The sequence below is a fragment of the Thiocapsa marina 5811 genome, assembly GCF_000223985.1.
Taxonomy (GTDB): domain Bacteria; phylum Pseudomonadota; class Gammaproteobacteria; order Chromatiales; family Chromatiaceae; genus Thiocapsa; species Thiocapsa marina.
This window is the reverse complement of record NZ_AFWV01000007.1, coordinates 200,446-226,116: the sequence shown is the minus strand read 5'-3', so window position 1 is coordinate 226,116 and position 25,671 is coordinate 200,446. Positions and strand designations below refer to the sequence as shown.

Here is a 25,671-nt window from a genome sequence, read left to right as displayed (position 1 = left end):
CCTCCGCTAGCCCACCCGACGCAGCAGCAACAAAGCCCCGGTGATGAACAACAGCGGCGGCATGATCGCCGCGACAAGCGGATCCAACCCGAACAGCAGCGCGACGAATGCAAAGGTCCGGCTGACCAGATAGTAGAGGATACCGACCAGGACACCGACGAAGATGCGCGGACCCAGTCCGGTCGTGCGCGCGGAGCCGAGGATGATGGGAATCGCCACGAAGATCATCGACAGCGTCAGCACCGGATGCAGCACCTTGCCCCAAAAGGCCACCTCGTAGGGTCCGGCATCCTGCTTGTTGAGCGTCATGAAGCGGATGTATTTGTAGAGCCCCCAGACGGGCAGCACCTGCGGATCTACGACGACCACCTTGAGCAGCCCCGGATCCAGCATCGAGCCCCATTCGGCCCGCTCCGTGCGCTCCACCTCGACACCGGCCGCGCTCACGCGGCTGCGCGCGATGTCTTCCAGAACCCAACCGGCATCGCCGTAGCGCGCACCGGCCGCGTGGGTGGCGACCAGAGAGCCTGCATCCGCGTCCACCTGATAGATGAAGATGTCGCGCAGACGCGTCGGGGAGGCGATCTCGCGGATGTTGACGTAGGCACGACCGTCGATGGCCCAAAAGCCGTAAGGGGTCTGCTGCGTGACGTCTCCGGAGAGCGCCTGGCGGCGCAGCTCCAGGCCACGCTGCTCCGCAACCGGTGCGATGACCTCCCCGACGACCACCGCAAGCGCCGCCAGCAGCACACCGCCGAGCAGGCCGGCGCGAATGATCCGTGCGATCGAGAAGCCGGCGGCCCGCATCGCGACCAGCTCGGAGCGGCTTGCCAAGGCCCCGAGGCCGATCAGGGCGCCGATGAGTGTCGCGATCGGGAAGACCTGGTAGGCATAGCGCGGCAGGCTCAGCGCCATGAACACCAGCGCATCCGCCAAGGCATAGCCGTCGACCCCGACGGCATCGATCTCGTCGGCGAGGATAAAAAAGCCCAGAAGCGGCAATAGAACCGCAAGCGTCAGCAGCGTGCCCCCGACGACAGCGCCCGCAAGATAGCGCTCGAGGATCATCATGACGTCCAACCGACCATCGCGACCCCGGCGACGCGCGCCCGCGCAACGGAAACCCATCGGCAATACGCGACCGGCGCATCCCGTCCGAGCGGCTCGAGCGTGCGGGCTTCGACCGAGCGGTTTCTTCCGGTAGACTCGCTATTCGACATCAAAAGCACCAGATCCGTGAAGGGTCCACCGTCGGCAGCGCGCCACGTCGCGACCGACCGGCCCGGAAACTGCTCTCACCCTGGCCCTCCAAGAGGAGTCCGACGATGGAATTCAGAATCAAGACCGGCGAGATCGCTCAACTCAAGACGCCCTGTATCCTGATCGGGATCTTCGAGGGGCGCAAGCTCGCCGGGCCATCCGCCACGCTTGATCTCGCTACCGGCGGGCGCCTGTCCGAGCTCCTGAAGAAGGGCGACATGGATGGTCGCGTCGGCGGCACCCTCATGCTCTATGATCTGCCCGGCCTGGCCAGCGAGCGGGTTCTCGTGGTCGGCTGCGGAAAACACAAGGACTTCGGGCGCGACAACTATCGCAAGGCACTGGTCGGCGCCGTCGCAGCACTCCAGCAGACCCATGCGGGGGCAGCACTCTGCACCTTGCACGCGCTCGGTCCCGACGGGCTCGACCTCTATGCGGCCGTGCGCGACCTGGTGACGACCGCCGAGGACAAGACCTATCGCTACACCCTGACGAAAAAGGACGACAAACAGGCACCCAGGACGCCGCTGAAGCGGCTCGACGTCTGGCTCTCCGAGACGGCCGACGCGCAGAGCGCCGAGCAGGCGATCCGACACGGCAGCGCCATCGCGGCCGGCATGGCCCTGTCCAAGGAGTTGGGCAACCTACCCGGCAACATCTGCACCCCGACCTATCTGGCCGAGAAGGCGGTCGAGCTCGGCGAGCGCTACGAGCACCTGGAGACCGAGATCCTCGAAGAGGCCGACATGGAGGAGCTCAAGATGGGCGCCCTCCTCTCGGTCTCGCGCGGGAGTCGCCAACCGGCGAAGCTGATCGTCATGCACTACCGCGGCGGCGAGCCCGACGCCAAACCGGTGGTGCTGGTCGGCAAGGGGCTCACCTTCGACACCGGCGGCATCTCGATCAAGCCCGCTGCCGACATGGACGAGATGAAGTACGACATGTGCGGCGGTGCGGGCGTCTTCGGGACCGTGCTCGCGGCCTGCGAGCTGGGCCTGCCGATCAATCTGGTCGGTGTCGTGCCCTCCTCCGAGAACATGCCCGACGGCGACGCCAACAAACCCGGCGACATCGTCACCAGCATGTCCGGCCAGACGATCGAGGTCCTCAACACCGATGCCGAAGGCCGACTTATCCTCTGCGACGCCCTCACCTACAGCGAGCGCTTCGACCCGGAGCTGGTGATCGATCTGGCCACACTCACCGGCGCCTGCGTGATCGCCCTCGGCAAACATGCCTCCGGCCTCTTCACCACCGACGATCATCTCGCCGAAGAGATCGTCGCGGCCGGCCAAGCCGCCGCCGACCGCGCTTGGCGCATGCCCTTGTGGGACGACTACCAGCAGCAGCTCGACACCAACTTCGCCGACATGGCCAACGTCGGAGGCCGCGAGGCCGGTGCCGTCACCGCCGCGTGCTTCCTCGCGCGCTACACCAAGGCCTACCGCTGGGCGCATCTGGATATCGCCGGCACCGCCTGGTTGAGCGGCAAGGAGAAAGGCGCGACCGGACGACCGGTCGCCTTGCTGACACAGCTCCTGCTCAAGCGCAGCTGAACGGCGTCCGGCGGTGTATGCGACCTTGTCGCTCAAAGCCGGCCCCCGGACAATCAACCACCGACACAGCAGACGCCGTTCAGAATTTTATCTTTTTACTATTCTGAACCGCGTCAGGGAAAACGTCGCCGGTGACCTCGACGCCTGAAATCGGTCCAAACCGCGCATGAACCCCGGACGCGGTTCAGACGCGTTTGATGAGCTCGCGCAGGTGATTCGGGTTCGGCAGGCCGCGAACGACCAGCTCCGGAGCGTCCCCGGAGGTATAGATCTTGATATCGCCGGCATTCAGGATGCGTTGCAATAGGCTTTGGTGGAGTCGCACCGTGCGGACCGACGAGAGCTTGATTTCGGTGTAGTTCTTACTGAGCAGGCCATGGGTCCAGACCAGCTCGTCGTCGCGGATCACGAGATGGTCGGATCGGGTGGCCAACCACCAGATGCACAGCTGCAGCAAGGCGAGTCCGGCGACAACAAGGCCCGCGATCTCGACGATCCGCTCGTCGAGCGGCTCGGGCAGTGGAACCGGGATCAATGCCGTGCCCATGACGGCAAACAGGATCCCCGCCACCAAAAGGATAACCATCAATGGGGTTGAAAAGGGACGAATCCGCAACATCGAGGGGTGAGCGTCGTAATGAATCTCGGACATCGGCATCTCCTGTCTTCTTGCCTGGAGGATCGGTCGACATGTCTCGTCGCCGTGTCCCGCACGACCTGAGAACGCGGTCACCCCGTGCGGGCGGGGCTACTATACCCAGTGCAACGGGATATTTCGCGCGATTGCGTGTCGCCGGACCCCGGACGCCACACCGCCGCTCAGGACGACAAGCCTCTTCATGACACCCTTCTCACTGCTGCGGACCTCCTCGGGTCCCGTTCGCTCGCGGCTCCTTCGCGACCTCGTGCTGCTGGTGCTCCTGACCGTCGGCCTGTTGGTGGCCATCAATATCCTCCTGATCAACCTCATCAAGGAGGATGTCGCCGAGAACCGCATCGAGGCCGCAACCGCGTTGGTGCGCGACGAGGTGCGTGGCCTCATGGTACCCGTCGAGCAGCAGCTGCTGATCATTCGGGACGGTCTCGCCGCTGCCGGTCTGACCCCTGCCGACGAGGGCGCCTTGAATCAACGGTTCTCCCCGATCCTCGCGCACATGGGCCAGATCGCAGGTGCGATCGATGCGTCGGCCGACGGTGCCGAATATTTCCTGGAGCGCGACGGCGACGGATGGATGACCCAACTGCGGGATCCCGAAACAGTACAGACGGTGCGAATCACGCGCCGGGACGCCGAGCTGCGCCCGTTGGAGACGCTTGAGGAGACAAGCGATTACGACCCGCGCACCCGACCCTGGTTCACCGCTGCGGCCGATCGGCCGGGCACCTTGCTCTGGACCCGACCCTATGTCTTCGAGTCGACCCAGGTCCCCGGACTCACGGCATCCGTGGGTTGGATGCAGCCGGGACAGCTGCGCGTCACCGCACTGGACGTCACCATTCAAACGATCGTGGAGAGCATCGAGCGACACGCCATCGCCGCCGAAGGACGAGGCTTTCTGTTCAGCGGTGCCGGCGGCGTCTATGTCCCCGAGGACAGCGCGGGGCCAGCGGATGCGGAGCAGGCAAGCGGCTTCTTCTCGGGCCATCTGACGCCCGGCGGAACCCTGGTCTTCGACGCCGTGTCGGCCTGGAACCTGGCGGACCGACCGGCGCATGACCTGATCCGCTTTACCAGCTCGGGCGTTCAATGGTGGGGCGGCTTCAGACCGCTGACCGAGGATCTGTCGGGCGGCTGGGCCGGCGTCGTACTGCCTGTCTCCGAGACCCTTGCGATTCTCAGGAGCCGCTGGCATATCGTCGCCCTCACCGTGCTCGGTATCCTGATGGCCAGCTTGGGGATGACGACGCTGGTGGTCCGCAAGTACCACCGCCAACTGCGCGACATGCCCAAGCTCAGCATCGACCGGCGCCGCGCCGAGGACGATCTGCGCGAGCTGATTGCCACGGGCGAGAGTACGCATCTGGAGTTTAAATCCACCATGCGCATGAACCTGCACAGCAAGGTGACGGGTCGGGAGATCGAGATGGCTTGGCTGAAGGCCGTCGCGGCCTTTCTGAACTCGGAAGGCGGGATTCTGCTGCTCGGGGTATCCGACGACGGGACGGTGCTGGGATTGGAGGCCGACAAGTTCGAGAACGAGGACAAGTGCAGACTACACTTCAAGAACCTGCTCAACCACCATATCGGGGCCGAGTACGCGCGGTTCGTGCGATTCGATCTCTACGACCTGGATGGTCTGCGCGTGGGAGCGGTGGAGTGCGATCGAGCGGACACGCCCGCCTTTCTAAGAGACGACAAGGGTCGCGAGCTATTCATCATTCGCAACGGGCCGTCGAACATCGATCTGCCGATCAGTCGTGCGCTCAAGTACATCCGCGGTCGGTTCTAACTTGAACCGCCGGTCGGCAGGGTTTGCGCGGGTGGAGGTTTGCTTGAGTGTCGTGACGCGATTGTGATGCCGGAGCGACACGGTTCAAGGTTTCTTAAAGACGAAGATCTCCAAACTGCGTATCGCCGTCTTCGCCGGTCGGGACGAGAGTGATCGCGCCCCGACCGGCCTTTACTGCTCCGGACGCGGTTCAGAGCTGCCGGATTTGGGTCGGGAAGGCCGTCGAGGTTCCTGCGTCCTTATTCTTGTCCTTGGTGCAACCGTCGCCGGCGTGTGCGGTCATGAGGGAGCCGGCGACGAGCATGGCACCGAGGAGGGCGGCGGTCGCGAGGGTGGAGAGGCGCATGGACATGGTCGAGATTCCTCGTTTGACTTGGGTTGGGATGGTGGGGCTTCGCGAGCGGTCAGCTCGATTGGCCCGACGTCGAGTAATCTAGGGGCATCCGAATCGGGCACAAGGCTCGAACAAGCGTGCACCGAGGCGAAATGACAATCGAGTTTTCAGGGGAATCGCATCGCCCTTGCGATCGACCCGTCCATGCAGGTCCGCACCCGAGCGGTCTAGGCGGGAGGAACGACATGTGCGGTGCGCCGAAGAAGGCAGCGTCCGGATCGGCTTAGAATAGACACCTTGCAACCATCGCGAACCACGAGCCGCCACCGGAGCCTTCGGACATGAAGAAGAAGGATGTCGACTTGCCCGACCCCATCGAGCTGCGGGGATTCAATCGAACCCTGGCGGAGATCGAATGGCTCCTATTGGTGCTCGTGCTGGTCTATCTGGTGCTCCCGGAGGAGCCTGTCGAGCAGACCCTGGGCATCGCCGCAGCGATCGCCGTCTTCGCCGTCTTCATCTTGGGCTTTCGTTACCTGAATCTCTTCACCCTGCCGGCGCGTTGGAAGCTCTCGATCGAAACCTGGGCCATGTTGGCCTTCACCGCCTTCGTGGTCTGGCACACGGGCAAGGTCGACAGCCCGCTTGTCAGCCTCTTCCTGCTGGTCATCGTCTTCAGCGCCCTCACGCTCGGCAAGCTGATCACGCTCCTCGAAGTAGCCCTCATCGCCAGCTTCTATCTGCTGGCCGCCTATACGGTCGCGGGAAGCGAGCTCTTCGCCTATTCGACCTTCAGCCGTCTGATGCTGCTGTTCGCGCCCGTCGCCTTGGTCGCCTATGTCACCTCGCTGATCGCCTCGGACATGAGTTTTTCGCGCAGCTTCGTGCAACGCCTCTCCGAGACCGACGAGCTCACCGGGCTACCGAACATGCGCGCCTTCTCGGTCGCGCTCAACCGTCACAGAGACTCCGCCGTGATGCGTGAACGCCCGTTCGGTCTCATGATGGTGGACGCGGACAACCTGAAGGAGGTCAACGATCGCTACGGGCACAGCGTCGGCAACCAGGTCATCCGCGCCGTGGCCGAAGGGATCCGCCGGAGCGTCCGCAGTGCGGATCTGGTCGCACGCTACGGCGGCGACGAGTTCATCCTGCTGCTGCCGGACACCACGGAGCAGGCGGCGCGCGAGGCCGGAGAGCGGATCCGCATGATGGTGGCCAGCACGTTGATCGATACCGGCAAGGATCCGGTCACCACGACGGTCAGTATCGGCTACGCCACCTATCCGAGCGTGGCCACCGAGGTCGATGACCTCATGGTCCGCGCCGACGAGGCGCTTTATGCCAGCAAGCGCGCCGGACGCAACCGTGTCTTCGCATTCAGCGAGATCTCCGAGACGGCCCGCGTCCCGCACGAGGATCCGGACGTCCCTCGAACGCCTTTGTCCTGAGGACATCCGTTGAACCCCGAGAGTCAGATCGAGCCAAGACGCCAATGCGAGAGCCAAATCGGCAAGGGGATCGGATCCGGCTGCGCGGGGTCCGCCAGAACAACCTCAAGGACATCGATCTCGACCTACCCCTCAACGAGCTGATCGTCGTCACCGGGGTCTCGGGCTCCGGCAAGTCCTCGCTCGCCTTCGACACGCTCTACGCCGAGGGCCAGCGGCGCTATGTCGAGACCTTCTCGCCCTACGCGCGCCAGTTCCTCGACCGGATGGACCGCCCGGCGGCCGATCGCATCGAGGGCATCCCGCCCGCGATCGCGATCGATCAGACCAATCCGGTGCGCACCTCGCGCTCTACCGTCGGCACCATGACGGAGCTGAACGATCACCTGAAGCTCCTCTTCGCCCGCACCGCCCGGCTCTTCTGTCGGGGCTGCGGCCGGGAGGTCCGGCGCGATACGCCCGAAGGGATCTGGGAGCATCTGATCGCCCTGCCCGAGGCCGCCGACCGAAACATCTCGATCGCGTTCAGCGTACCCGTGCCGGCATCCCTGGATGTCGAGGCGGTCAAGACACTGCTCGCCCAACAGGGCTACGTCCGGATCCTGGCGGAGGACGCGACCGCCATCGAGGTGATTCAAGACCGGCTGCGTCTGAGCGCCACACATCGCGGTCGCGCGATCGAGGCCCTGGAGACCGCGCTGGCCCGCGGTCACGGGCGCGTGCGGGTCTATCCGCTCGACGCGGAGCGTCAGCCCGGCCCGCCCTGGCGCTTCTCGGCCGATCTGCATTGCGCCGACTGCGATATCGCCTATGCGGACCCGACGCCGAGCCGCTTCTCCTTCAACTCGCCCGTCGGCGCCTGCCCGACCTGTCGGGGTTTCGGGCGCACCATCGGGATCGACTGGTCGCTGGTCGTGCCGGATCCGTCGAAATCTTTGCTCGAAGGCGCCATCAAGCCCATCCAGTCCGACAGTTATTCGGAGGTCCAAGAAGACCTGATGGGCTTCGCGCATCGCCGCGGCATCCCGACCGATCTGCCCTGGCGCGACCTCACGGATGCCGATCGCGCCTGGGTCATCGAGGGCGAAGGCGAGTGGGAGGCCGGTGTTTGGTACGGGTTGCGCCGCTTTTTCGCCTGGCTCGAAGGGCGCAGCTACAAGATGCATGTGCGCGTGCTGCTCTCGCGCTATCGCGCCTACGATGTCTGCACGGCCTGCAACGGGGCCAGACTGACCGACGAGGCGCTGGATTGGCGCGTGGGGGACAGGACGCTTGCGGATCGGGCGCTGCCGCCCGAACGCCGCTTCCGGCACGCACGCATCGGCATGGACGAGGCGACCTGGCATACCCTGCCCGGCCTCTGCATCCATGACCTGATGCGCTTGCCCCTGAGCGTCTGCCGCGATTTCTGCGACGCGCTGCCGCTGGATCCGGCCCTGGACCTGCTGATCGACGGCATTCGCTCGCGCCTGCGTTATCTGTGCGAGGTCGGGCTCGGCTATCTCACCCTGGATCGCCAGTCGCGCACCCTCTCGGGCGGCGAGGTGCAGCGCATCAACCTGACCACGGCGCTCGGCAGCACACTGGTCAACGCGCTCTTCGTGCTGGACGAGCCCAGCATCGGCCTGCACCCGCGCGACATGGACCGAGTGGTCGCCATCCTGCGACGCCTGCGCGACCAGGGCAACACGCTGGTGGTCGTCGAGCACGACCCGCAGGTGATGCGGGCCGCGGATCGAATCATCGACATCGGTCCCGGACCCGGCGAACAGGGCGGGCGCATCCTGTTCGAAGGGCCTCCGGCTGACCTGATCCGAACGCCCGGATCACTCACCGGCGACTATCTGGCAGGCCGGCGACAGGTCGCCGCCGGCCACCCGTCCAATCCGCTGCCGCCCGACGGCCCGGGCATCCAGATCCAGGGCGCCCGCGCCCACAACCTCAAGGGGATCGATGTCGAGATCCCGCTGCATCGCCTCGTGGTGATCACGGGCGTCTCTGGGTCCGGCAAATCGACCCTGGCGCAGGATGTCCTCTACAACGCACTCTGCCAGCGCAAGGGCCATCCCGACGAACCGCCGGGGGAGCACGCCGGGATCGACGGAGATCACCTGATCGCCGATGTCGTGTTGCTCGATCAATCGAGCATCGGCCGGACCTCGCGCTCCAACCCCGCAAGCTATGTCGGCGCGCTCGACGTGCTTCGCAAACGCTTCGCCGCGCTGCCGCTCGCCAAGGAGCGCGGCTACACGGCCGGCACCTTCAGCTTCAACAGCGGCACCGGACGCTGCCCGACCTGCGGCGGCAACGGCTACGAGCATCTCGAGATGCAGTTCCTCGCCGATGTCTATCTGCGCTGTCCGGACTGCAACGGCCGGCGTTATCGCGCGCCCGTGCTGGAGGTCGAGATCGTCGCCCGGCCCGGCGAGCCCGGACGCTCCATCGCCGATGTTCTGGAGATGACGGCGACCGAGGCACTCGCCTGCTTCGCCGGGGACGCCGATCTCAAACGCGCGCTGGAGCCCTTGCTCGCGGTCGGCCTCGGGTATCTGAGGCTCGGTCAACCGGTGCCGACACTCTCGGGCGGCGAGGCCCAGCGTCTAAAGCTCGCCGGTCATCTGGCCAAGTCCGGCAGGGGCAAGGCGCGCGACGGCGGCCTGCTCTTCCTCCTCGACGAGCCGACGACGGGGCTGCACTTCGCCGACGTTGCGATCCTGCTGAACGCCTTCCGGCGCCTGCTCGACAAGGGCCATTCGCTGCTCGTCATCGAGCACAATCTCGACCTGATCGGCGCCGCGGACTGGCTGATCGACCTTGGACCCGAGGGCGGCGAGGCGGGCGGCGAGTTGGTCTGCTGCGGTACGCCCGAGCAGATCGCCGCCCATCCAACGAGCCACACGGGACGGGCCTTGGCCGAGCACCTGCGCGAACTCTCGCGCGCAAGAGCTCCGGCAACCGCCATCGCCGAAGCCCCGTCGCCCGGCTTCATGACGGACGCCGTCGAGACCCCGATCGCCAGCGACGGCGTCATCTCGGTCATCCACGCCCGCGAGCACAACCTCAAAGACCTGTCCCTCACGATCGCGCGCGACAGCTTCACCGTCATTACCGGCGTCTCGGGCAGCGGCAAGAGCACGCTCGCCTTCGACATCCTCTTTGCCGAGGGCCAGCGGCGCTTCCTGGAGTCCTTGAACGCCTACGCCCGCCAATTCGTCCAGCCCGCCGCGCGGCCGGATGTCGATGCCGTGCTCGGCATCCCGCCCACCGTCGCCATCGAGCAGCGCACCAGTCGCGGCGGGGCCAAGAGCACGGTCGGCACGCTCACCGAGATCCACCACTATCTGCGTCTGCTCTACGTCCGGCTCGGGATCCAGACCTGCCCGACCTGCGCCGTGCCCATCGAGCCGATGAGCCGGGACGCTATCCTGGAGCGGATCCAGCACGATCATGCGGGCAAGCAGGTCGCGCTGATGGCCCCCTTGGTCATCGCCCGCAAAGGCATCTACAAGGAGCTCGCCGAATGGGCCGCGCGACACGGCTGGTTCGTGCTGCGGGTCGACGGCGAGCCGGTCGAGACCCGCGACTGGCCCCGGCTCGACCGCTATCGCGAGCACAGCATCGACCTGCCGGTCGGGGAGATCGCGATCCGCGCGGAGCAGGAGAAGGCGCTGCGCGCACTCCTGGACCAGGCCCTGGATCTCGGCAAGGGAGCGCTCCGTGTCGTGGAGGTTGCCGACGGGACCTGGGGCGCCGAGACGCCCTACTCGACCCGGCGTGCCTGCCCGAGCTGCGGGATCGCCCTGCCCGAGCCGGACCCGCGCCTGTTCAGCTTCAACTCGAAGCAAGGCTGGTGCGGCGACTGTTTCGGGACCGGACTGGCGCTGCGCGGCTTCGATGCGGAGCAGTCGGGCGAAGAGGACCAGTGGCAGGAGCCCGACACCATCGAAGCAACCCCCTGCCCGAGCTGCCAGGGCGCACGCCTCAACCCGCAGGCGCTCGCCGTGCGCTTTCGCGAGCGCTCGATCGCGGATCTCTCGGCCCTGACCGTGGAGCAGGCCGGGGCCTTCGTCGCCCGCCTACATCTGGACACACGCGAGAGCGCCATCGCACATGACCTGCTCGCCGAGGTCCGCGAGCGGCTCGCCTTCCTCGCCGAGGTCGGGCTCGGCTATCTCAGGCTGGACCGGGCCGCGCCCACGCTCTCCGGCGGCGAGGCCCAACGCATCCGGCTCGCCGCGCAGCTCGGCTCCAATCTGCGCGGTGTCTGCTACATCCTCGACGAACCCACCATCGGCCTGCACCCGCGCGACAACCGCCTGCTCCTGAACGGGCTCGACCGGCTACAGGCCAAGGGCAACACCATCCTGGTGGTCGAGCACGACGAGGAAACCATCCGCCGCGCCGACGAGGTCATCGATCTCGGGCCGGGCGCCGGCACGCGCGGCGGCGAGATCATCGCCCGCGGCACCGCGCTGGAGCTGATGCAAGATCCGGCCTCCGTCACCGGGCGCTGCCTCGCACGCCCGCGCGAACGCTCGCGACCGGCCCGTGCGACCGGCAAGGGCGACGACTGGCTCCTGATCTCGGGTGCCCGCCGGCACAACCTTCATGACATCGAGGTGCGCGTCCCGCTCGCCCGGCTAGTCTGCATCACGGGCGTCTCGGGCTCGGGCAAGTCGACACTGGTGCGCGAGGTCCTGGTCAAGAGCCTGCGCAATCTGCTCGCGCAGGAGGGCAAGACGGGAGCGCGCCTCGGCAAGGGCACCTTGGTCGGCTGCAAACGCCTGACCGGTTGGCAGGGCCTCGCCCGCGTCCTGGAGGTCGACCAGACACCGATCGGCAAGACACCGCGCTCCTGCCCCGCCACCTACGTCGGTTTCTGGGACCCGATCCGCCGCCTCTTCGCCGCCACGTCGGAGGCCCGCATCCTCGGCTGGGGACCGGCACGCTTCTCCTTCAACACCAGCGGCGGACGTTGCAGCGCCTGCGAAGGTCAGGGGGTCCAGAAGCTCGAGATGAGCTTCCTGCCGGATGTGCGCATGACCTGCGAGGTCTGCGGCGGCAGCCGTTTCGACCGCGAGACGCGCGAGGTGCGCTACCAAGGACTCGATATCGGACAGGTCTTGCGCTTGAGCGTCGACGAGGCCGTGGATGTCTTCAGCGCCCATCGCGCGATCCATCACCCGCTCGCCTTGCTCCGCGACGTCGGGCTCGGCTATCTGCAGCTCGGTCAGCCCAGCCCCACGCTCTCGGGCGGCGAGGCCCAGCGCATCAAGCTGGTCACGGAGCTCACCAAGGCCCGGTCGACACCGACGCGCGACCAGGGGCCCGGCCCGGACGCGATCAAGGCCCAACGCCACCCCCGCCCGACCCTGTATGTCCTGGACGAGCCGACCGTCGGTCTGCACATGGCCGATGTCGAGCGCCTGCTCGGCGTCCTACACCGACTGGTCGATGCAGGCCATTCGGTCCTGGTCATCGAGCACAATCTCGACCTCATGGCCGAGGCCGACTGGATCATCGACCTGGGGCCGGAAGCAGGCGACGCGGGCGGTCGGGTCGTCGCCGAAGGGACGCCCGAGACGATCGCCGCCGCCGACGAGCTGCCGACCTCCTGTGCGTTGCGTGAGCATCTTCGGTCCACCGGGCCCGCAGGCTCGTCGCAGTAGCAGACGCGAGAACAATCGTCAGGGACACATCGCCGCTGAACAACCATGCCGTGATCGGTAAAGGGCGAGCACTGCACCCCATTCACTCCGATCCGAATCACTACAGATCGGGTTTCCGGCTCGCCCCCGGCTTGCCGCTCACCAATCTTCGTCATGCATCCCGGCGGTCCGTGAACTCCGCGCTGCTAACCTGAAAACCGGCCGCCCCGCACCAGAATCGTGACCTCGCTCAATTAGCCTCGCAAACCGAACACGCCACTACATCAACTCCACGAGGCATCGTCGTTCGGCAGCCGCCCGAAGTCGTCGATGACCACGACCTTGCAGGGCGGGGTCTCGGACCACGCCCAGAACACCAGATTGCAATCTCTTTCGGCGGCGCCGGGCGCGAAGCTGGGGACCAAGACGCCGTGGACGCCCGAGGCGATCAGCGTGTCGGCCAGTTGCCAGCTCGGCGGGGTCTTCCCTGCGGCAGCAAGATCTTCCCACGGACAGTTCAACCTAGATCCGGCAGTTGACCGCTTCGTGCTTCATGCAAGGTCTTGACGGCCTTGATGATCACGCGCATCTGACGGCTCACCGGCTGGGTGAAGGCCGCTACGACCCCTGGAGCACGCCCCGCGCGGCACCCGCCTGCGTTGCAACGAGTTGGCGTAGACCCACTACGCCGCCGCGTTGCGCCTTGCCGGACACCGCGCGGGACACACTCCAGGGGCCGTTCAACTGCCGGATCTAGGTTCAAGGTCGCGGAGTCGACTCCGGCGGCGGCGCATGCTTGCGGATCGACGAGACGAACGATTCGAGAACAGTCCACGCGGTACGCGACCAGGGTCATCGGTTGCGCCTTGAACGGCATGCCTTGCTGGGCCTCCGACCAGGCGGTCTGAGGGGTCAACGAGGTGTAAAGCGCGGGGCGACCGGGCCGGTTGAAACGTCCGCCACGACGCGCGGCGCCATCGCACGCAGTCGGCGCATAGGCCCAGCGCGGATGATGGGCGCGATAGACCAGGCCTGCGAAGCGCGCCCCGAGCGAGAGATCAGTCACGGCGCCTGATCCGTCGATTCATGCATAACCGCCGTCGGCGATGCGTGACAGATAGGCCTTCACGGCCTCGGCCCGGCCCTCCTTGACCAGATCCTCGGCAGTCTTGTCGCCGAACGACGGCAACGGCTGACTGCGAAACCAGGCAAAGGCGCGCCCGGCGGAACCGGCCCAGTCGGTGACGCGGTTGATGATTTCGACGGTGTCGCGCAGCCGTGCCTGGGTCTGACGCGAGCGCAGCCGACTGCGCTTGGAGACCGCATCGCGCGACAGTCCCGTCGCCAGGGCCAGTTCTGTCTTGGTGATGCGCAGTCGCTCGGCGAGGCGGTCGGTCGCGATCATCCCCTCGTCGGTGACCACGTCGGTGAGCAGCTCGGCGGGAACGGACATAATAGTGCCTCGGCAGTATGACCACTCGATGGTCAAATTATGAGGCATGTTCCGGGCAGGTCAACAGAGCAGAGGTTGCTCTACGCCCAACCGCGGGGATAGATCGCGCGGCCGCAGGCTACCGCGAGGCCACGAAGTGAATGCCGAAACGCTCGAGATCGTAGTAGGGATTGTCGAGCGCGTGGATCTCGACCTCGCACCCGACGGCCTGGCCTGCTTCGCCGGCGTCACCGACATCGGCTGCACCCACCAGCCGACCGTCGTCGGTGCACGCAAACCCAAGGACTTGCCGATGTTCCACTGGGTCAACACCGTCCCAGGCAATCTCAAGACCAGTTTCAGCGGCGCTTACCATAGCTTCGACTTCGGCAAATATGCCGAGCGCTACCTCGGCGCGATCGCCTATCGCTTCAACCGCCGCTTCGATCTGCAGGCGCTGCCGACCCGGCTGCCGATGGCGACGGTGACGTGCGCGCCGCGCCCGGAACCCTGGATCCGGCGCGTGGCTGAACTTCCTTGCTGATCAGGTTCGGTTCTGGTCATCGAGCACAATCTCGACCGCATGCCCGAGCCGACTGGATCATCGACCTGGGGCCGGAAGCAGGCGACGCGGGCGGTCTGGTCGTCGCCGAAGGCACGCCCGACGCGGTCGCGAAGGCCGGCGACTTTCCGACCGCGATCGCACTGCGGAGCTGATCGCCCCGACCAGCCACGCCGTCGTCACAGGGTCTGCATCGCGACCATGCGCCGGAACCGGGAATCGTCCGCGTCGCGCAGTTGTTGGTACGGCCCCTGCTCGACCAGGCTCCCCTGATCAAAGACATAGACGTAGTCCACGTTGCGGATGGTCGAGAGACGATGGGCGATGATCACAACCGTGATCCGGCCTTTCAGGGCATCGATGCTGGCTTGAATGGCCTGCTCGGATTCCGAGTCGAGCGCACTGGTGGCCTCGTCCAGGATCAGGAGATTGGGTTGTTTGAAGAGCTCGCGCGCGACGAAGAGGCGTTGGCGCTGTCCGCCGGACAGTCGCATGCCGCGATCTCCGACCATGCTTGCATAGCCCTCGGGCAGGGACTCGATGAAGCGGGCGATATGGGCCTGTCGGGCGGCCTGACGCACCCGCTCGAGCAGTGCGGGGTCGCGCGAGGCGTCGCCTTCCCAGAGACAGATGTTGTTGGCGATGGTGTCGTCGAAGACGACGGTCTCCTGCGAAACATAGCCGATCTGCCGACGCCATGACGCCAGCTGGATCCGGTCGCCGGGCATGCCGTCGATCAGAACCTGTCCTTGAGTTGGCTTGAGCATCAGGGTGAGGATGTCGACGAGCGTGGACTTCCCCGCCCCGGACTCTCCGACCAAGGCGACCGACTGTCGGATGGGGATCTTCAGGGAGACATCCTTGAGCACCTCGCCGAGCTCCGGTGTGTAGGCGAAGTGAACGCCGCGCAGCTCGATGCTCCGGCTCAACGGCCCGAGCTGATACGGACCGTCGGGCTCGCGGTGTCGCGCCAGCTCCGCCAGCTCGTCGCAGACCATCTCGACCGAGCCGACCAGTCCGAGTGTCCCCTGCCAAGCGGTCTGGATCCCGAGCACGGAACCTAGACCGCGGTGAAAAAGCAGGATCGAAACCATGATGGGCGCCAAGGGTTGGTTCAGGACGACCAGCTGCACCACGACGATGGCGATGATGAAGAGCACCGAGAGTGGCTCTCGGATCGCCCCGGTAAAGGAATAGGCTATTCCGGTACGCGCCTGGTAGCCGGTGAGGCGATAGATGGAGCCCATGACGGCGGTGCGAAAATGGCCGACTTGCCCGGTCGCGGCGAGATATTTAAAGGCCTGCAAGGTCTGAATCAGGAGCGCCGCGAGATGCCCGTGCTCCGTCACGCTCTTGCGGGAGAGCTCGCGCACATAGCGATTGAGGGCGCGGAAGAGCAACAGCAGCAGAACCCCGATCACCAGCGCCATCAACCCGAAGCGCCAGGCAACGGCAAACGCCAGCCCCAGGTAAATGACGGTCGTGATGACGGCCGAGCCCAAGCCCATCATGGCATTGAACGCAATATAAAACGCGTTTGCCTGCCCGTTGATCACATTGATGAAGTGCCCTGTATTGCGGCTGGAATAATAGCGATAGCTCATGCGGCTGTAGTCGTCGAACAGCCGCGCCTTGATCTCGCGCATGAGTTGGGCTTCGAGTAGGGCGCGATAGGCACCGGAGCCGAACAGAAAAAGCCCTTTCAGGAGAAATGCGGCGCCGATAAAGAGCAGCACGCCGACGCTCGACTGCCCGAGTCCGAGTGCAGCGAGGAGCTCCCCCAGGAGCTTGCCGACCCCGGTCGTCGCTTCGGCCCCGCTGCCGTCCAGGCCCTGCAGCAGCGGCAGCAACATCAGAATACCGAAGCCCTCCGCCAGGGCGGCACCGAGCCCGAGCGCAAAGATGAGATACATCCGCCCGCCGAGATGGGTTTGAAACACCCGCAGATAGTGGGGAATGTCGCGGAGCGGGTCGCGCTTGACGTCCGAAGGCATTCTTACGGGTGAGGAGTGATCGAGCGAGGGGTTTGCCGCGCGCGCGTCAGGACAACGCGCCGCGGCATGTGAGGTGACCTCGGCGTTGCGGTTTTTCGACGCCCTGCGATTGCTCTTGCCGATATCTTGGTGATCGTCGATCACATTCTCCGGATCGATCCCGAGGAACCCCCTTCTTTGAAGAGGCAAACCTGATGGTCGATCCAGGCATTAGAGGCGGCCGTCGACGGCATCGACGGGCAAGACGGATTTGACGTCGTAGAGGATCGACTTGCGCTTGGCCCACTGACGGATGCCGGTCGCGCCCGTCTCGATGAAGTCGCGGTGGGCGACGGCGAGGATGACGGCGTCGTAGGTGCCGGGCGCCGGGGCCTCGGGCAAACACGCGAGGCCATATTCGTGTTTGGCCTCGGCAGTGTCGATCCAGGGGTCGTAGCAGTCTACGGCGATGTTGTATTCGCGCAGGGCCAGGACGATGTCGATGACGCGCGTGTTGCGTAGGTCGGGACAGTTCTCCTTGAAGGCAAAGCCGAGGACCAGGATGCGGCTGTTGCACACACCGATGCCGTTTTGGAGCATGAGCTTCACGACGGTTTCGGCGACGTGCGCGCCCATGCGGTCGTTGATGCGTCGCCCGGCGAGGATGACCTCGGGGTGGTAGCCGATGGCGACGGCTTTGTGGGTCAAGTAGTAGGGGTCGACGCCGATGCAGTGTCCACCGACCAAACCGGGGCGAAACGGCAGGAAGTTCCATTTGCTCCCGGCGGCTTCCAAGACCTCCAGGGTGTCGATGCCGAGCTTGTCGAAGATCAGCGACAGCTCGTTCATGAGGGCGATGTTGAGATCGCGCTGGGTGTTCTCGATGACCTTGGCGGCCTCGGCAACGCGGATGCTGCTGGCCGGGTGGGTGCCGGCGACGATGATCTCGCGGTAAAGGGCATCGACGATCGCGGCAATCTCGGGCGTGGAGCCGCTGGTGACCTTTTTGATCGTGACGAGGCGGTGCTCGCGGTCGCCGGGGTTGATGCGCTCGGGGGAGTAGCCGCAGTAGAAGCCCTTGTAATCGGATGGCATCGAGCCCTCGTGCAGGACCCCGGCGGAGGGTCGCGCGACGCTGTCTTCCATCCGACCGACGCCGGATGCTCGGCGGTCGGGGTTGGGAGGCGTCGCGGGTGCCGCAGTGCGACGGTCGGTATAGATGTAGGTCAAACCGGAGGCGCGGGCGAGCACGGGGACGCAGTCTTCCTCGGTACAGCCGGGATAGACGGTGGATTCGTAGATGACCAGGTCGCCGGGCTTAAGGACCTTGCCGACGGTCTCCGAGGCCTTGATCAGGGGCGTCAGGTCAGGCCGCTTGTAGTCGTCGACCGGGGTGGGCACGGTGACGATGAAAATGCGGCAGGGAGAGAGGGCGTCGAGGTCGCTCGTGCAGCTGAGGTGGCGAGCGGCGGCGAGGTCTTCGGGGGTGACCTCGAGCGTGCCGTCGCGGCCGGATTGCAGCTCGGCGATGCGGGCTTGGTTGATATCGAAGCCGATCACGGGGCGATGTTTTGCGAACTCCACGGCGAGCGGCAGACCCACGTAGCCCAGACCGATGATGGCGATGGGGGTGTCTGGGTTCGTGAGATGGGCGAGGTGTTTGTCCATCGGGATTCGGGCCTGCTGCTGTAGGTTGGATGTTGAGTCGGCGCGGGGAATCGAGGCGGACGTTTGTCCTGGGCATTTCCCTTTAGGGGCTGGAGGGCGGCTTTAGTCTCTGCCGACACCTCCGCACGGGTGTCTCGAGGCGTCCTCTGTGTCTGGAAGCGCCTGAAGTCTCCCCCACCCTGTTGTCTGGGGCGACTGAAGCCGCCCGTAGGGTTTTTGGACAGGTGTCGCTCGATTCGACGGCGCGGGCTAGGCCGAGCGGCGGATGTCTGCGACGGGGATCGTCAGCGTCACTTGGCGATGTAGCAGCTCGATCAGGAGCTGCGCCCGGCGCTCGCCTTGGTGGACCTTGAAGATGGCCTCGAGCCCGCGGAAGGGGCCTTCGATGATCTCGACCTTCTGGCCGGGACTGAGGCTGGACTGGGCCGGTCTGGCTTCGAGACGACGCCGAATCTCTTCGATCATGGCATCCTCCACAGCCAAGGGCTCGCGGCCGAAGGCCACCAAGCGCGCAACACCGCGGGTGGAGCGCAACGGATACCAGTTGTCGACCCAACGGCGCAGGCGGATAAACAGGTAGTTGGGGAAAAGCGACTCCTCGACCGTCATGCGTCGCCCGCGACGAATCCGCTCGACCATCATTTGCGGGTGAAAGACGCTGTAGCCCTGCTGGACGAGATTCACCTCGGCGCGGTCGGCCTGCCGCGGCTTGGACTGCACCAAATACCATTGGGGCGCGGCTTCCGCGCCGGTCTCGCAGTTCATCTTGCATCGCCTCGATCAGATCACTTCACCCGCGATCCGTCGATTCCGTTGCTCCAATGCCTGCGACAGACTGTGGACGTAACGGGCGACCAGCAGGTAGGCGACAAAGATCGACATGGCCACGTAGAACATGACGGCCTCCCCGATTTGATTCAGAAGACCGAAGACACCGATCCCCGTCAACAGGATCGCTGCGCCCAGCATGAGGATCAGGGCTTTCCGTGTACTGTGGAACACGCGAGACAGGAAGTGGTGGAGATGGCCTGCATCGGCGCTGAAGGGAGACACTCCATGGAGGATCCGCCCACCCATGACGCGCAGCGTATCCATCAGCGGTATGGCGACGAGCCAGATTGCCGTGACCGGATCGATGCTCCCGGCCGGTCCGGCCGCATCGACCAGGGCCCAGACCAGGATATAGCCCAGCAGGAGGCTTCCCGCATCGCCGAGGAAGATCTTGCGCCCGGTCACGCCGAACAGCTCCAGATTGCAGATCAGGTAGGGAATCAGCGCAGCGATCGTCGTGAGCAACAGAACTTGAATCGGGCCGATCTCGGGTGCGAGGAGCAGCAGTGTCGTGAGCGCGATCAGAATGATGCCGCCAGCCAATCCATCGATGCCGTCGATCATATTGACGGCGTTGATGACGCCGACCATCGCAAACACGGTGAAGGGGACGGAAAACACGCCGAGGTCAATCGGTCCGAAGCCAAGCAAGTCGCCCAGCGAGGTGAGGGTCACGCCGCAACCGAGAGTCAGCAGCAGTGCCGCAAGGACTTGCGACACGAAGCGCACCCTCGGACCGAGACCGAAGCGGTCGTCGATGGCACCGACCACGACCAAGAGCGCGGCACCGGCCATACCGTAGAGGTGGGACGCGGCAAAGGGCAGGCTGAGTAGGGCGCTGGCGACGAGCCCGGAGAAAATCGCGATCCCTCCGATCGGCGGAACGGCGTGGCGATGGACTTTGCGCCGCTCGCCCGGGTGATCCATCAGCCCGATCCCGGGCGCTAGGGGATAGAGCCCGCCCAAAACGAGACTGCTGATGAGAAACGCGACAGCCATGTCTGCAATCGTGATCACCGGAGGAGCTCCTGCGTGAATCTGTCGACACTGTCCGAATCGCACACGAGCATGTCCGCCTCCTTACCAGATCCTTGCACCGAAATCCACCAAACGTCCATAACGAGTCCTTTGTGTCGATCCCCTCGTCGCTGCGACGGAGATCCGGTTTCGGGGATGCGCCGCAGCTATTTAAGCCTCATCATGGAGAAAGCACAAGCCGCGTTTTTATTGCGAATACGCAATAATCTACGCTGAAGGAGGGCCGCTCCGTGCGTTGTTTCCATGCGGCGATTCGATAAGAAATTCGCAGACTCAGAGCGTTCGTCCGGCGGCCGCCGGAGATGGCAGCGGCGGTGCTTGCACGATCGATCCCGAACGCTTGCGCATCGCGATCGCCTACGCCGAGCTCCGCACCTACGCCCCAAGCCTGGGGTCCCGGCGGGCAAAAGCGGGCACGGTAGAATGCGATTCGGCGATCTCCCGAGTCGAGGGGATGGCGGGGTTACTCGTGGCGTTCGGCCACGTTGAAGCCTTCGCGGCGGCATAGGGCGTCTTTTTCGGCTTCTTTGAGGTCTTCGCGCATCATCTCGGCGACGAGGGCCTGGAAGCCGATCTCGGGGGACCAGCCGAGGCGCTCGCGGGCCTTGGTGGCGTCGCCGAGCAGGGTCTCGACCTCGGTCGGGCGGAAGTAGCGGGGATCCACGGCGACGATGCAGGTGCCGGTGGCCTCGTCGAAGCCTTTTTCGAGCGGGCCGGCGCCCTCCCAGCGCATCCGGATGCCGATCTCCGCGGCCGCGGCGGCGACGAAGTCGCGCACGGAGTACTGGTGCCCGGTGGCGATCACGAAGTCCTCGGGGGCGTCCTGCTGGAGCATCAGCCATTGCATGCGGACATAGTCCTTGGCGTGGCCCCAGTCGCGCTTTGCATCGAGGTTTCCGAGATAGATCCGATCCTGCAGGCCGAGCTTGATGCGGGCGAGTCCGCGGGTGATCTTGCGGGTAACGAAGGTCTCGCCGCGTCGCGGGCTCTCGTGGTTGAAGAGGATGCCGTTGCAGGCGTAGATGCCGTAGGCCTCGCGGTAGTTGACGGTGATCCAGTAGGCGTAGAGCTTGGCGACCGCGTAGGGCGAGCGCGGGTAGAAGGGCGTGGTCTCGCTCTGGGGCACCTCCTGCACCTGGCCGTAGAGCTCGGATGTCGAGGCCTGATAGAAACGGGTCTTGCGCTCGAGACCGAGGATGCGGATTGCCTCGAGCAGGCGCAGGGTTCCGATACCGTCGGAGTCGGCCGTGTATTCGGGCTCTTCGAAGGAGACGGCGACGTGGCTCTGTGCGGCGAGGTTGTAGAGCTCGTCGGGTTGGACCTGCTGCATGATGCGGATCAGGCTCGATGAGTCGGTCATATCCCCGTGATGCAGGACGAATCGCCGGTCCGGCTGCTGCGGATCCTGGTACAGATGATCGATGCGGTCCGTATTGAAGAGCGAGGTCCGCCGCTTGATGCCGTGCACCTCGTAGCCCTTGGAGAGCAGCAGCTCGGCCAGGTAGGCCCCGTCCTGTCCCGTGATGCCCGTAATCAGCGCCTTTTTGGTGGTCATGTCCTTACCCCGATGTCGATATGCAATCTGTTGTGTTGCCGTTGCGTCGGCCCTGGACGATGCGGGCCGAAACGATCGGCCCCGCCGGATCGTAAGGCGATCTCCGACAATAGGCATCCCGAATGCACATGCCTGGAAGGCATTTTGTCCCTTACGCCGTAAGTCTTGAGCAAACCGTCGCAGAATTTTTCGTCCCGTTTTCTAATATGTTAAACCGCGCCGGCTCCAGCGGTCGTCACGTCTGCCGGGTCCGATCCGATCCAAAAACATCGCATACCGTGCTGGACGCGGTTTAAGTCCTGAGCCCATCCCGATGCTCGAGAAACCAGGCATACGTCTGTGCCAATCCATCCGGCAGGCGGGTGCGCGCGCTCCAGCCGAGCGCGGCGAGACGACCGACATCGAGGAGCTTGCGCGGCGTGCCGTCGGGTTTGTCGGTGTCGAAGCGGATCTCGCCTTCGAAGCCCACAACCTCGCCGATCGTCTCGGCGAGCTCGCGGATGCTGACGTCTTCGCCTACGCCGGCGTTGACGTGGGAGCACATGGGCCGGGTGTGTGCCCGATAGGTCTCGGGCGCGAGTCCCATGAGGTGCACGCAGGCATCGGCGAGGTCGTCGACATGGAGGAATTCGCGACGCGGTGTGCCGGTTCCCCAGACGGTCACCGCGGGCGCACCTTCGGTCTTCGCCTCGTGGAACTTGCGTATCAGTGCCGGGATGACGTGGCTGTTCTCCAGGTCGAAGTTGTCGCCGGGTCCGTAGAGGTTGGTCGGCATCAGACTGCGGAAATCCGTCCCGTATTGGCGGTTGTAGGACTCGCAGAGCTTGATCCCGGCGATCTTGGCGACGGCATAGGGCTCGTTGGTGGACTCGAGCGGTCCGGTCAAGAGGGCCTCTTCGGTGATCGGCTGCGGGGCGAGGCGCGGATAGATGCAGGAGCTGCCGAGAAAGAGCAGGCGCTCCACACCGTTGCGCCAGGCGGCGTGGATGATGTTGGCCTCGATCATCAGATTTTGATGGATGAACTCGGCCGGGAAGTTGTTGTTGGCCTGGATGCCGCCGACCTTGGCCGCCGCCAGATAGACTTGACTCGGGCGGGTCGCGGCGAAGAAGGCGTCGACCGCACCTGTATCCGTGAGATCCAGCTCCCGATGGGTACGCGCGAGGATGTCCGAGACACCCGCCGCCTCCAACCGGCGCACAATGGCGCCACCCACCATGCCGCGATGTCCGGCGACATAGATCCTCGACCCGACCTGGTCCTGCTCGCTCACGCCGCCCTCCGTTCTGAATGCCGTGTTCGGGAGTGCGTAGGGTAGCGCCCCGACGGGTCGGCTTGCCAGCCTTGCGGGCAAGACCCCGCGAACCGCCGAGATGTACGCCTCGGACCCGGGCAAAGCGGTTGACGGATCCTCCCTCAGGTTCGACACTCGTGCCCTACCGAGCACGACATCGGACCGGCCTCTCAGCCGCCCGGGTCGCAGCATCGGGCACAGTGCTGCCGATGGCCGCAGCGCTGCAACGACGACCGATCATTCATTCTCAGGAGGTAACGATCGTGGCACAAAGCATGGGTGAGATCATGAATCCGAGCTCCGTCGTGCGCGACGCGGAGTTTCCGGACGCCCCGGACGACTGGACGCGCGAGCAGGCGCTCAACGCGGCTCAAGCCGACGAGGTAACGCTGAGCGACGATCACTGGGACATGATCAAGGCGTTGCAGGGCTATTTCGCACGTCATGAGAAACCCAATGTGCGTGATCTTCACGACGCGCTCGAAGAGGCCTTTCATGCGCGCGGTGGCCTCAAATATCTCTACGGGATCTTCCCGGGCGGCCCGGTCGCGCAAGGCTGCCGGTTTGCCGGTCTTCAGGCCCCGTCGGGCGCAGTGGACAAATCGTTCGGAAGCGTCCAGTAGGAGATGTACCGAGCACACGTACGCTCGGTATCCAAGCGGCGGCGCGGTCCGTGACCGCGCGCCGGTTGCGATTTCGGTCACCCGTCCGGCATCGCGGACTCGGCAGCTCAGATGATTCCAACTCTCATCAATAACGGGCGCAATCCTTCTGACATATCGAGCCTTTTCGTCGGCGTTTTCTTGCCAACCTGACGAGAGCCGCCTATTCTTGCCTTCGAGCTGCTACCGCCTATTGCCCAGAGATATCTCGGGGTTCTCCGGGGGATGTCCGGCTCGGGAGAACGTCGGGGTGCGTCTTGGTCTCGGACACGTCGAAAAACCCGATCGGGAGACGTGCTGAATGCCTCTCGACCGCACCGGCAGGCGGATGCAGGCCGACTGCAGAGCTAGGGGGGAACCGACCATGTACGAGCGCTACGACACCGACGAGCAACCGATCGCCGAAGACGGAGAGCTGATCCGTCCCGATCGACGCACCTTTCTTGCGGCCCTTGCCGCAACCTCCGCCGGCCTTTTGGCCGGAGGATTACCCGACCTTGCCGCGGCAGCCCCGACGCGGGGCTCGCTGCAACGCCAGGTGGTGGAGCTGGTGACGAGCATGCGCCGCCAAGGCATGCTGCAACCCAGCGAGAAGACATCCTGGTCGGTCTACGATTTCTCCGCACGCAAGAAGGTCGTCTCGATCAACGAGGGCGTGCCGCGACAGGCCGCGAGCATGATCAAGCCGCTCGTCGCACAGGCCTATTTCTTCCAGATGGACGGCAAACGCGGCCAGGTTCGCTACACCGACGAGGTGCGCCGATCCATGGAAAGGATGCTCCAGCGCAGCAGTAATCCCGACACCAACAAGATCATGGATCTGGTCAGCGAGCAGCAGTCCCGCCGCGGTCCCGCGGATGTCGAGTTGGTCCTCAAGCAACGTGCACCCGCCGTCTTCCAAGAGACCCGCATCGTCGAGAAGATCCCGACGACCGGGCAAACCTACCGCAACCAGGCCTCGGCGCACGACTACAGCCGTTTTCTGATCTCGGTTTGGGATGGCCGCATGCCCAACAGCAAGGAGATGCTGCGCATGATGGGTTTGCCCAGCGGCAACCGTCTGTCCAAGGGCGTGGCTGCCTTGCCCGAAGCGGCGCGGGTGTACAACAAGACCGGCTCGACGGCGATGCTCTGCGGGGATATGGGGGTGATCGAGATCCCGGATCGGCGCGGTCGAAACCACGCCTACACCGTCGTCGGGATCATCGAGCGACCGAGCCGCGCGGAAAATTACGGCGCATGGATCCGCAGTCGCGGGGATGTCATCCGGCGCGTGTCGAACCTGATCTACCAGGACATGAAAGACCGCTACCGACTGGTCTGACGAGGACGCAGGGGCGCAGAGGCGACTTCAGTCGCCCGACCCCTGCCCGACGGCACACCGCACGGCGGCTCAAGCCGCCCCGACATCGATGAGGCGCCCGGCGCTAGGTGCGCTTCAGGAGCCGCCCGCAGATCGGACCCAAAGGCCCCTCCTCCATGCGCCCGCACAACTGAGGGATCAGGAGCAGCAGGCCGACGGCCGTCACGAGCGGCATCAGAAACAGCGACAAACCGACGGGATCGCCGAGAATGACCCGCTGTATCAACACAGTGAGCAACTGGATCCAGACCACACCGAGGATGGTGCGCAGTCGGACCGGGCCGCGTAGAAACCACACGATCACCGACAGGATGATGTAAGGGATCATCCAAGCCGCCAGCATCAAGGGCTCGAGCCGGTAGGCGCCGTTGTAATGCGGCACCACGGCGATCAAAAACGATAGGGCAAAGCCCACCACCAAGGTCGAAAAGACCCAAATCTCTTGGCTTTCACTCGCGCGATCCATCGAAACACTCCCCCGCTTAGTCTGAGCTCGGAGCGCTAATGATATACCGAGGGCGTGCCTTGTTCGTAACCCCGGACGCAGCGTCACGTGGCGCAGAGCGCCAGGGGCATGCGTGACACCGCTGAGCG

19 protein-coding genes and 1 pseudogene are annotated in these 25,671 nt (G+C 65.0%); 7 read left to right on the top strand and 13 right to left on the bottom strand.

The window, feature by feature from the left end; all coding sequences use genetic code 11:
- Nucleotides 1–6: 6 nt before the first annotated feature.
- On the bottom strand, nucleotides 7–1,071 hold the full coding sequence (gene lptG / locus THIMADRAFT_RS11865; RefSeq protein ID WP_040731235.1) for an LPS export ABC transporter permease LptG: 1,065 nt from the start codon (nucleotides 1,069–1,071) through the stop codon (nucleotides 7–9).
- A 254-nt stretch (nucleotides 1,072–1,325) separates the two neighbouring features.
- On the opposite strand from lptG, the gene THIMADRAFT_RS11860 reads away from it, so the two are divergent.
- Nucleotides 1,326–2,816, top strand: coding sequence for a leucyl aminopeptidase (locus THIMADRAFT_RS11860; protein WP_007193281.1), 1,491 nt, complete (start codon nucleotides 1,326–1,328; stop codon nucleotides 2,814–2,816).
- Between the two features lie 184 nt (nucleotides 2,817–3,000).
- Here the strand turns inward: THIMADRAFT_RS11860 and THIMADRAFT_RS11855 are convergent, their stop codons facing one another.
- On the bottom strand, nucleotides 3,001–3,468 hold the full coding sequence (locus THIMADRAFT_RS11855; protein ID WP_007193280.1) for a PH domain-containing protein: 468 nt from the start codon (nucleotides 3,466–3,468) through the stop codon (nucleotides 3,001–3,003).
- Nucleotides 3,469–3,655: 187 nt separating this feature from the next.
- Between THIMADRAFT_RS11855 and THIMADRAFT_RS11850 the strand changes: the two genes are divergently transcribed.
- Nucleotides 3,656–5,266, top strand: coding sequence for an RNA-binding domain-containing protein (locus tag THIMADRAFT_RS11850; RefSeq protein ID WP_007193279.1), 1,611 nt, complete (start codon nucleotides 3,656–3,658; stop codon nucleotides 5,264–5,266).
- A gap of 190 nt (nucleotides 5,267–5,456) precedes the next feature.
- Here THIMADRAFT_RS11850 and THIMADRAFT_RS27115 read toward each other — a convergent pair whose 3' ends face one another.
- A complete protein-coding gene (locus tag THIMADRAFT_RS27115) occupies nucleotides 5,457–5,618 on the bottom strand; it encodes a hypothetical protein (protein WP_007193278.1) in 162 nt (53 codons plus the stop codon).
- Nucleotides 5,619–5,941: 323 nt separating this feature from the next.
- On the opposite strand from THIMADRAFT_RS27115, the gene THIMADRAFT_RS11845 reads away from it, so the two are divergent.
- Together THIMADRAFT_RS11845 and uvrA are read left to right on the top strand one after the other, a co-directional pair.
- Nucleotides 5,942–7,051, top strand: a complete 1,110-nt coding sequence (locus THIMADRAFT_RS11845) for a GGDEF domain-containing protein (RefSeq protein ID WP_007193277.1) — start codon at nucleotides 5,942–5,944, stop codon at nucleotides 7,049–7,051.
- A 44-nt stretch (nucleotides 7,052–7,095) separates the two neighbouring features.
- Complete coding sequence (gene uvrA / locus THIMADRAFT_RS11840) at nucleotides 7,096–12,720, top strand: excinuclease ABC subunit UvrA (protein WP_007193276.1); 5,625 nt, start codon at nucleotides 7,096–7,098, stop codon at nucleotides 12,718–12,720.
- A gap of 263 nt (nucleotides 12,721–12,983) precedes the next feature.
- Here uvrA and THIMADRAFT_RS11835 read toward each other — a convergent pair whose 3' ends face one another.
- From THIMADRAFT_RS11835 to THIMADRAFT_RS11830, 3 genes are read right to left on the bottom strand one after another with little or no spacing between them, the layout of a single operon-like run.
- A complete protein-coding gene (locus THIMADRAFT_RS11835; RefSeq protein WP_007193275.1) occupies nucleotides 12,984–13,220 on the bottom strand; it encodes an RES domain-containing protein in 237 nt (78 codons plus the stop codon).
- On the bottom strand, nucleotides 13,217–13,765 hold the full coding sequence (locus THIMADRAFT_RS25690) for an RES family NAD+ phosphorylase (protein WP_007193274.1): 549 nt from the start codon (nucleotides 13,763–13,765) through the stop codon (nucleotides 13,217–13,219). Before THIMADRAFT_RS25690 ends, THIMADRAFT_RS11835 begins: the two co-directional genes overlap by 4 nt.
- Before the next feature lie 18 nt (nucleotides 13,766–13,783).
- Nucleotides 13,784–14,152, bottom strand: coding sequence for an antitoxin Xre/MbcA/ParS toxin-binding domain-containing protein (locus tag THIMADRAFT_RS11830; protein ID WP_007193273.1), 369 nt, complete (start codon nucleotides 14,150–14,152; stop codon nucleotides 13,784–13,786).
- 127 nt (nucleotides 14,153–14,279) lie between these two features.
- On the opposite strand from THIMADRAFT_RS11830, the pseudogene THIMADRAFT_RS11825 reads away from it, so the two are divergent.
- Nucleotides 14,280–14,675 (top strand): annotated as a pseudogene (locus THIMADRAFT_RS11825) (transposase); the annotation flags it as partial.
- A 197-nt stretch (nucleotides 14,676–14,872) separates the two neighbouring features.
- Here the strand turns inward: THIMADRAFT_RS11825 and THIMADRAFT_RS11815 are convergent.
- The 6 genes from THIMADRAFT_RS11815 to fcl form a co-directional block, all read right to left on the bottom strand.
- Nucleotides 14,873–16,831, bottom strand: a complete 1,959-nt coding sequence (locus tag THIMADRAFT_RS11815; protein ID WP_233490241.1) for an ABC transporter ATP-binding protein — start codon at nucleotides 16,829–16,831, stop codon at nucleotides 14,873–14,875.
- 66 nt (nucleotides 16,832–16,897) lie between these two features.
- Complete coding sequence (locus THIMADRAFT_RS11810; RefSeq protein WP_007193270.1) at nucleotides 16,898–18,334, bottom strand: nucleotide sugar dehydrogenase; 1,437 nt, start codon at nucleotides 18,332–18,334, stop codon at nucleotides 16,898–16,900.
- Between the two features lie 249 nt (nucleotides 18,335–18,583).
- Complete coding sequence (gene rfaH, locus THIMADRAFT_RS11805; RefSeq protein ID WP_007193269.1) at nucleotides 18,584–19,099, bottom strand: transcription/translation regulatory transformer protein RfaH; 516 nt, start codon at nucleotides 19,097–19,099, stop codon at nucleotides 18,584–18,586.
- Between the two features lie 15 nt (nucleotides 19,100–19,114).
- Nucleotides 19,115–20,182 (bottom strand): undecaprenyl-phosphate alpha-N-acetylglucosaminyl 1-phosphate transferase, encoded by a 1,068-nt coding sequence (locus THIMADRAFT_RS11800; protein ID WP_007193268.1) that lies wholly within the window; start codon nucleotides 20,180–20,182, stop codon nucleotides 19,115–19,117.
- A 484-nt stretch (nucleotides 20,183–20,666) separates the two neighbouring features.
- Nucleotides 20,667–21,758, bottom strand: a complete 1,092-nt coding sequence (gmd, locus tag THIMADRAFT_RS11795; RefSeq protein WP_007193267.1) for a GDP-mannose 4,6-dehydratase — start codon at nucleotides 21,756–21,758, stop codon at nucleotides 20,667–20,669.
- 292 nt (nucleotides 21,759–22,050) lie between these two features.
- Complete coding sequence (fcl, locus tag THIMADRAFT_RS11790) at nucleotides 22,051–23,244, bottom strand: GDP-L-fucose synthase (protein WP_007193266.1); 1,194 nt, start codon at nucleotides 23,242–23,244, stop codon at nucleotides 22,051–22,053.
- 71 nt (nucleotides 23,245–23,315) lie between these two features.
- On the opposite strand from fcl, the gene THIMADRAFT_RS11785 reads away from it, so the two are divergent.
- Together THIMADRAFT_RS11785 and THIMADRAFT_RS11780 are read left to right on the top strand one after the other, a co-directional pair.
- Nucleotides 23,316–23,675, top strand: coding sequence for a TusE/DsrC/DsvC family sulfur relay protein (locus THIMADRAFT_RS11785; RefSeq protein ID WP_007193265.1), 360 nt, complete (start codon nucleotides 23,316–23,318; stop codon nucleotides 23,673–23,675).
- 403 nt (nucleotides 23,676–24,078) lie between these two features.
- Nucleotides 24,079–25,038 (top strand): serine hydrolase, encoded by a 960-nt coding sequence (locus THIMADRAFT_RS11780; RefSeq protein ID WP_040731098.1) that lies wholly within the window; start codon nucleotides 24,079–24,081, stop codon nucleotides 25,036–25,038.
- 103 nt (nucleotides 25,039–25,141) lie between these two features.
- Here the strand turns inward: THIMADRAFT_RS11780 and THIMADRAFT_RS11775 are convergent, their stop codons facing one another.
- Nucleotides 25,142–25,543, bottom strand: coding sequence for a hypothetical protein (locus tag THIMADRAFT_RS11775; RefSeq protein ID WP_007193263.1), 402 nt, complete (start codon nucleotides 25,541–25,543; stop codon nucleotides 25,142–25,144).
- Nucleotides 25,544–25,671: the final 128 nt, after the last annotated feature.

Bases quoted from the DNA above. Each gene is read 5' to 3' on its own strand.
- lptG (WP_040731235.1), bottom strand. From the start codon at position 1,071: ATGATGATCCTCGAGCGCTATCTTGCGGGCGCTGTCGTCGGGGGCACG.
- THIMADRAFT_RS11860 (WP_007193281.1), top strand. From the start codon at position 1,326: ATGGAATTCAGAATCAAGACCGGCGAGATCGCTCAACTCAAGACGCCC.
- THIMADRAFT_RS11855 (WP_007193280.1), bottom strand. From the start codon at position 3,468: ATGTCCGAGATTCATTACGACGCTCACCCCTCGATGTTGCGGATTCGT.
- THIMADRAFT_RS11850 (WP_007193279.1), top strand. From the start codon at position 3,656: ATGACACCCTTCTCACTGCTGCGGACCTCCTCGGGTCCCGTTCGCTCG.
- THIMADRAFT_RS27115 (WP_007193278.1), bottom strand. From the start codon at position 5,618: ATGTCCATGCGCCTCTCCACCCTCGCGACCGCCGCCCTCCTCGGTGCC.
- THIMADRAFT_RS11845 (WP_007193277.1), top strand. From the start codon at position 5,942: ATGAAGAAGAAGGATGTCGACTTGCCCGACCCCATCGAGCTGCGGGGA.
- uvrA (WP_007193276.1), top strand. From the start codon at position 7,096: ATGCGAGAGCCAAATCGGCAAGGGGATCGGATCCGGCTGCGCGGGGTC.
- THIMADRAFT_RS11830 (WP_007193273.1), bottom strand. From the start codon at position 14,152: ATGTCCGTTCCCGCCGAGCTGCTCACCGACGTGGTCACCGACGAGGGG.
- THIMADRAFT_RS11810 (WP_007193270.1), bottom strand. From the start codon at position 18,334: ATGGACAAACACCTCGCCCATCTCACGAACCCAGACACCCCCATCGCC.
- rfaH (WP_007193269.1), bottom strand. From the start codon at position 19,099: ATGAACTGCGAGACCGGCGCGGAAGCCGCGCCCCAATGGTATTTGGTG.
- gmd (WP_007193267.1), bottom strand. From the start codon at position 21,758: ATGACCACCAAAAAGGCGCTGATTACGGGCATCACGGGACAGGACGGG.
- fcl (WP_007193266.1), bottom strand. From the start codon at position 23,244: ATGCTGCGACCCGGGCGGCTGAGAGGCCGGTCCGATGTCGTGCTCGGT.
- THIMADRAFT_RS11780 (WP_040731098.1), top strand. From the start codon at position 24,079: ATGTACGAGCGCTACGACACCGACGAGCAACCGATCGCCGAAGACGGA.
- THIMADRAFT_RS11775 (WP_007193263.1), bottom strand. From the start codon at position 25,543: ATGGATCGCGCGAGTGAAAGCCAAGAGATTTGGGTCTTTTCGACCTTG.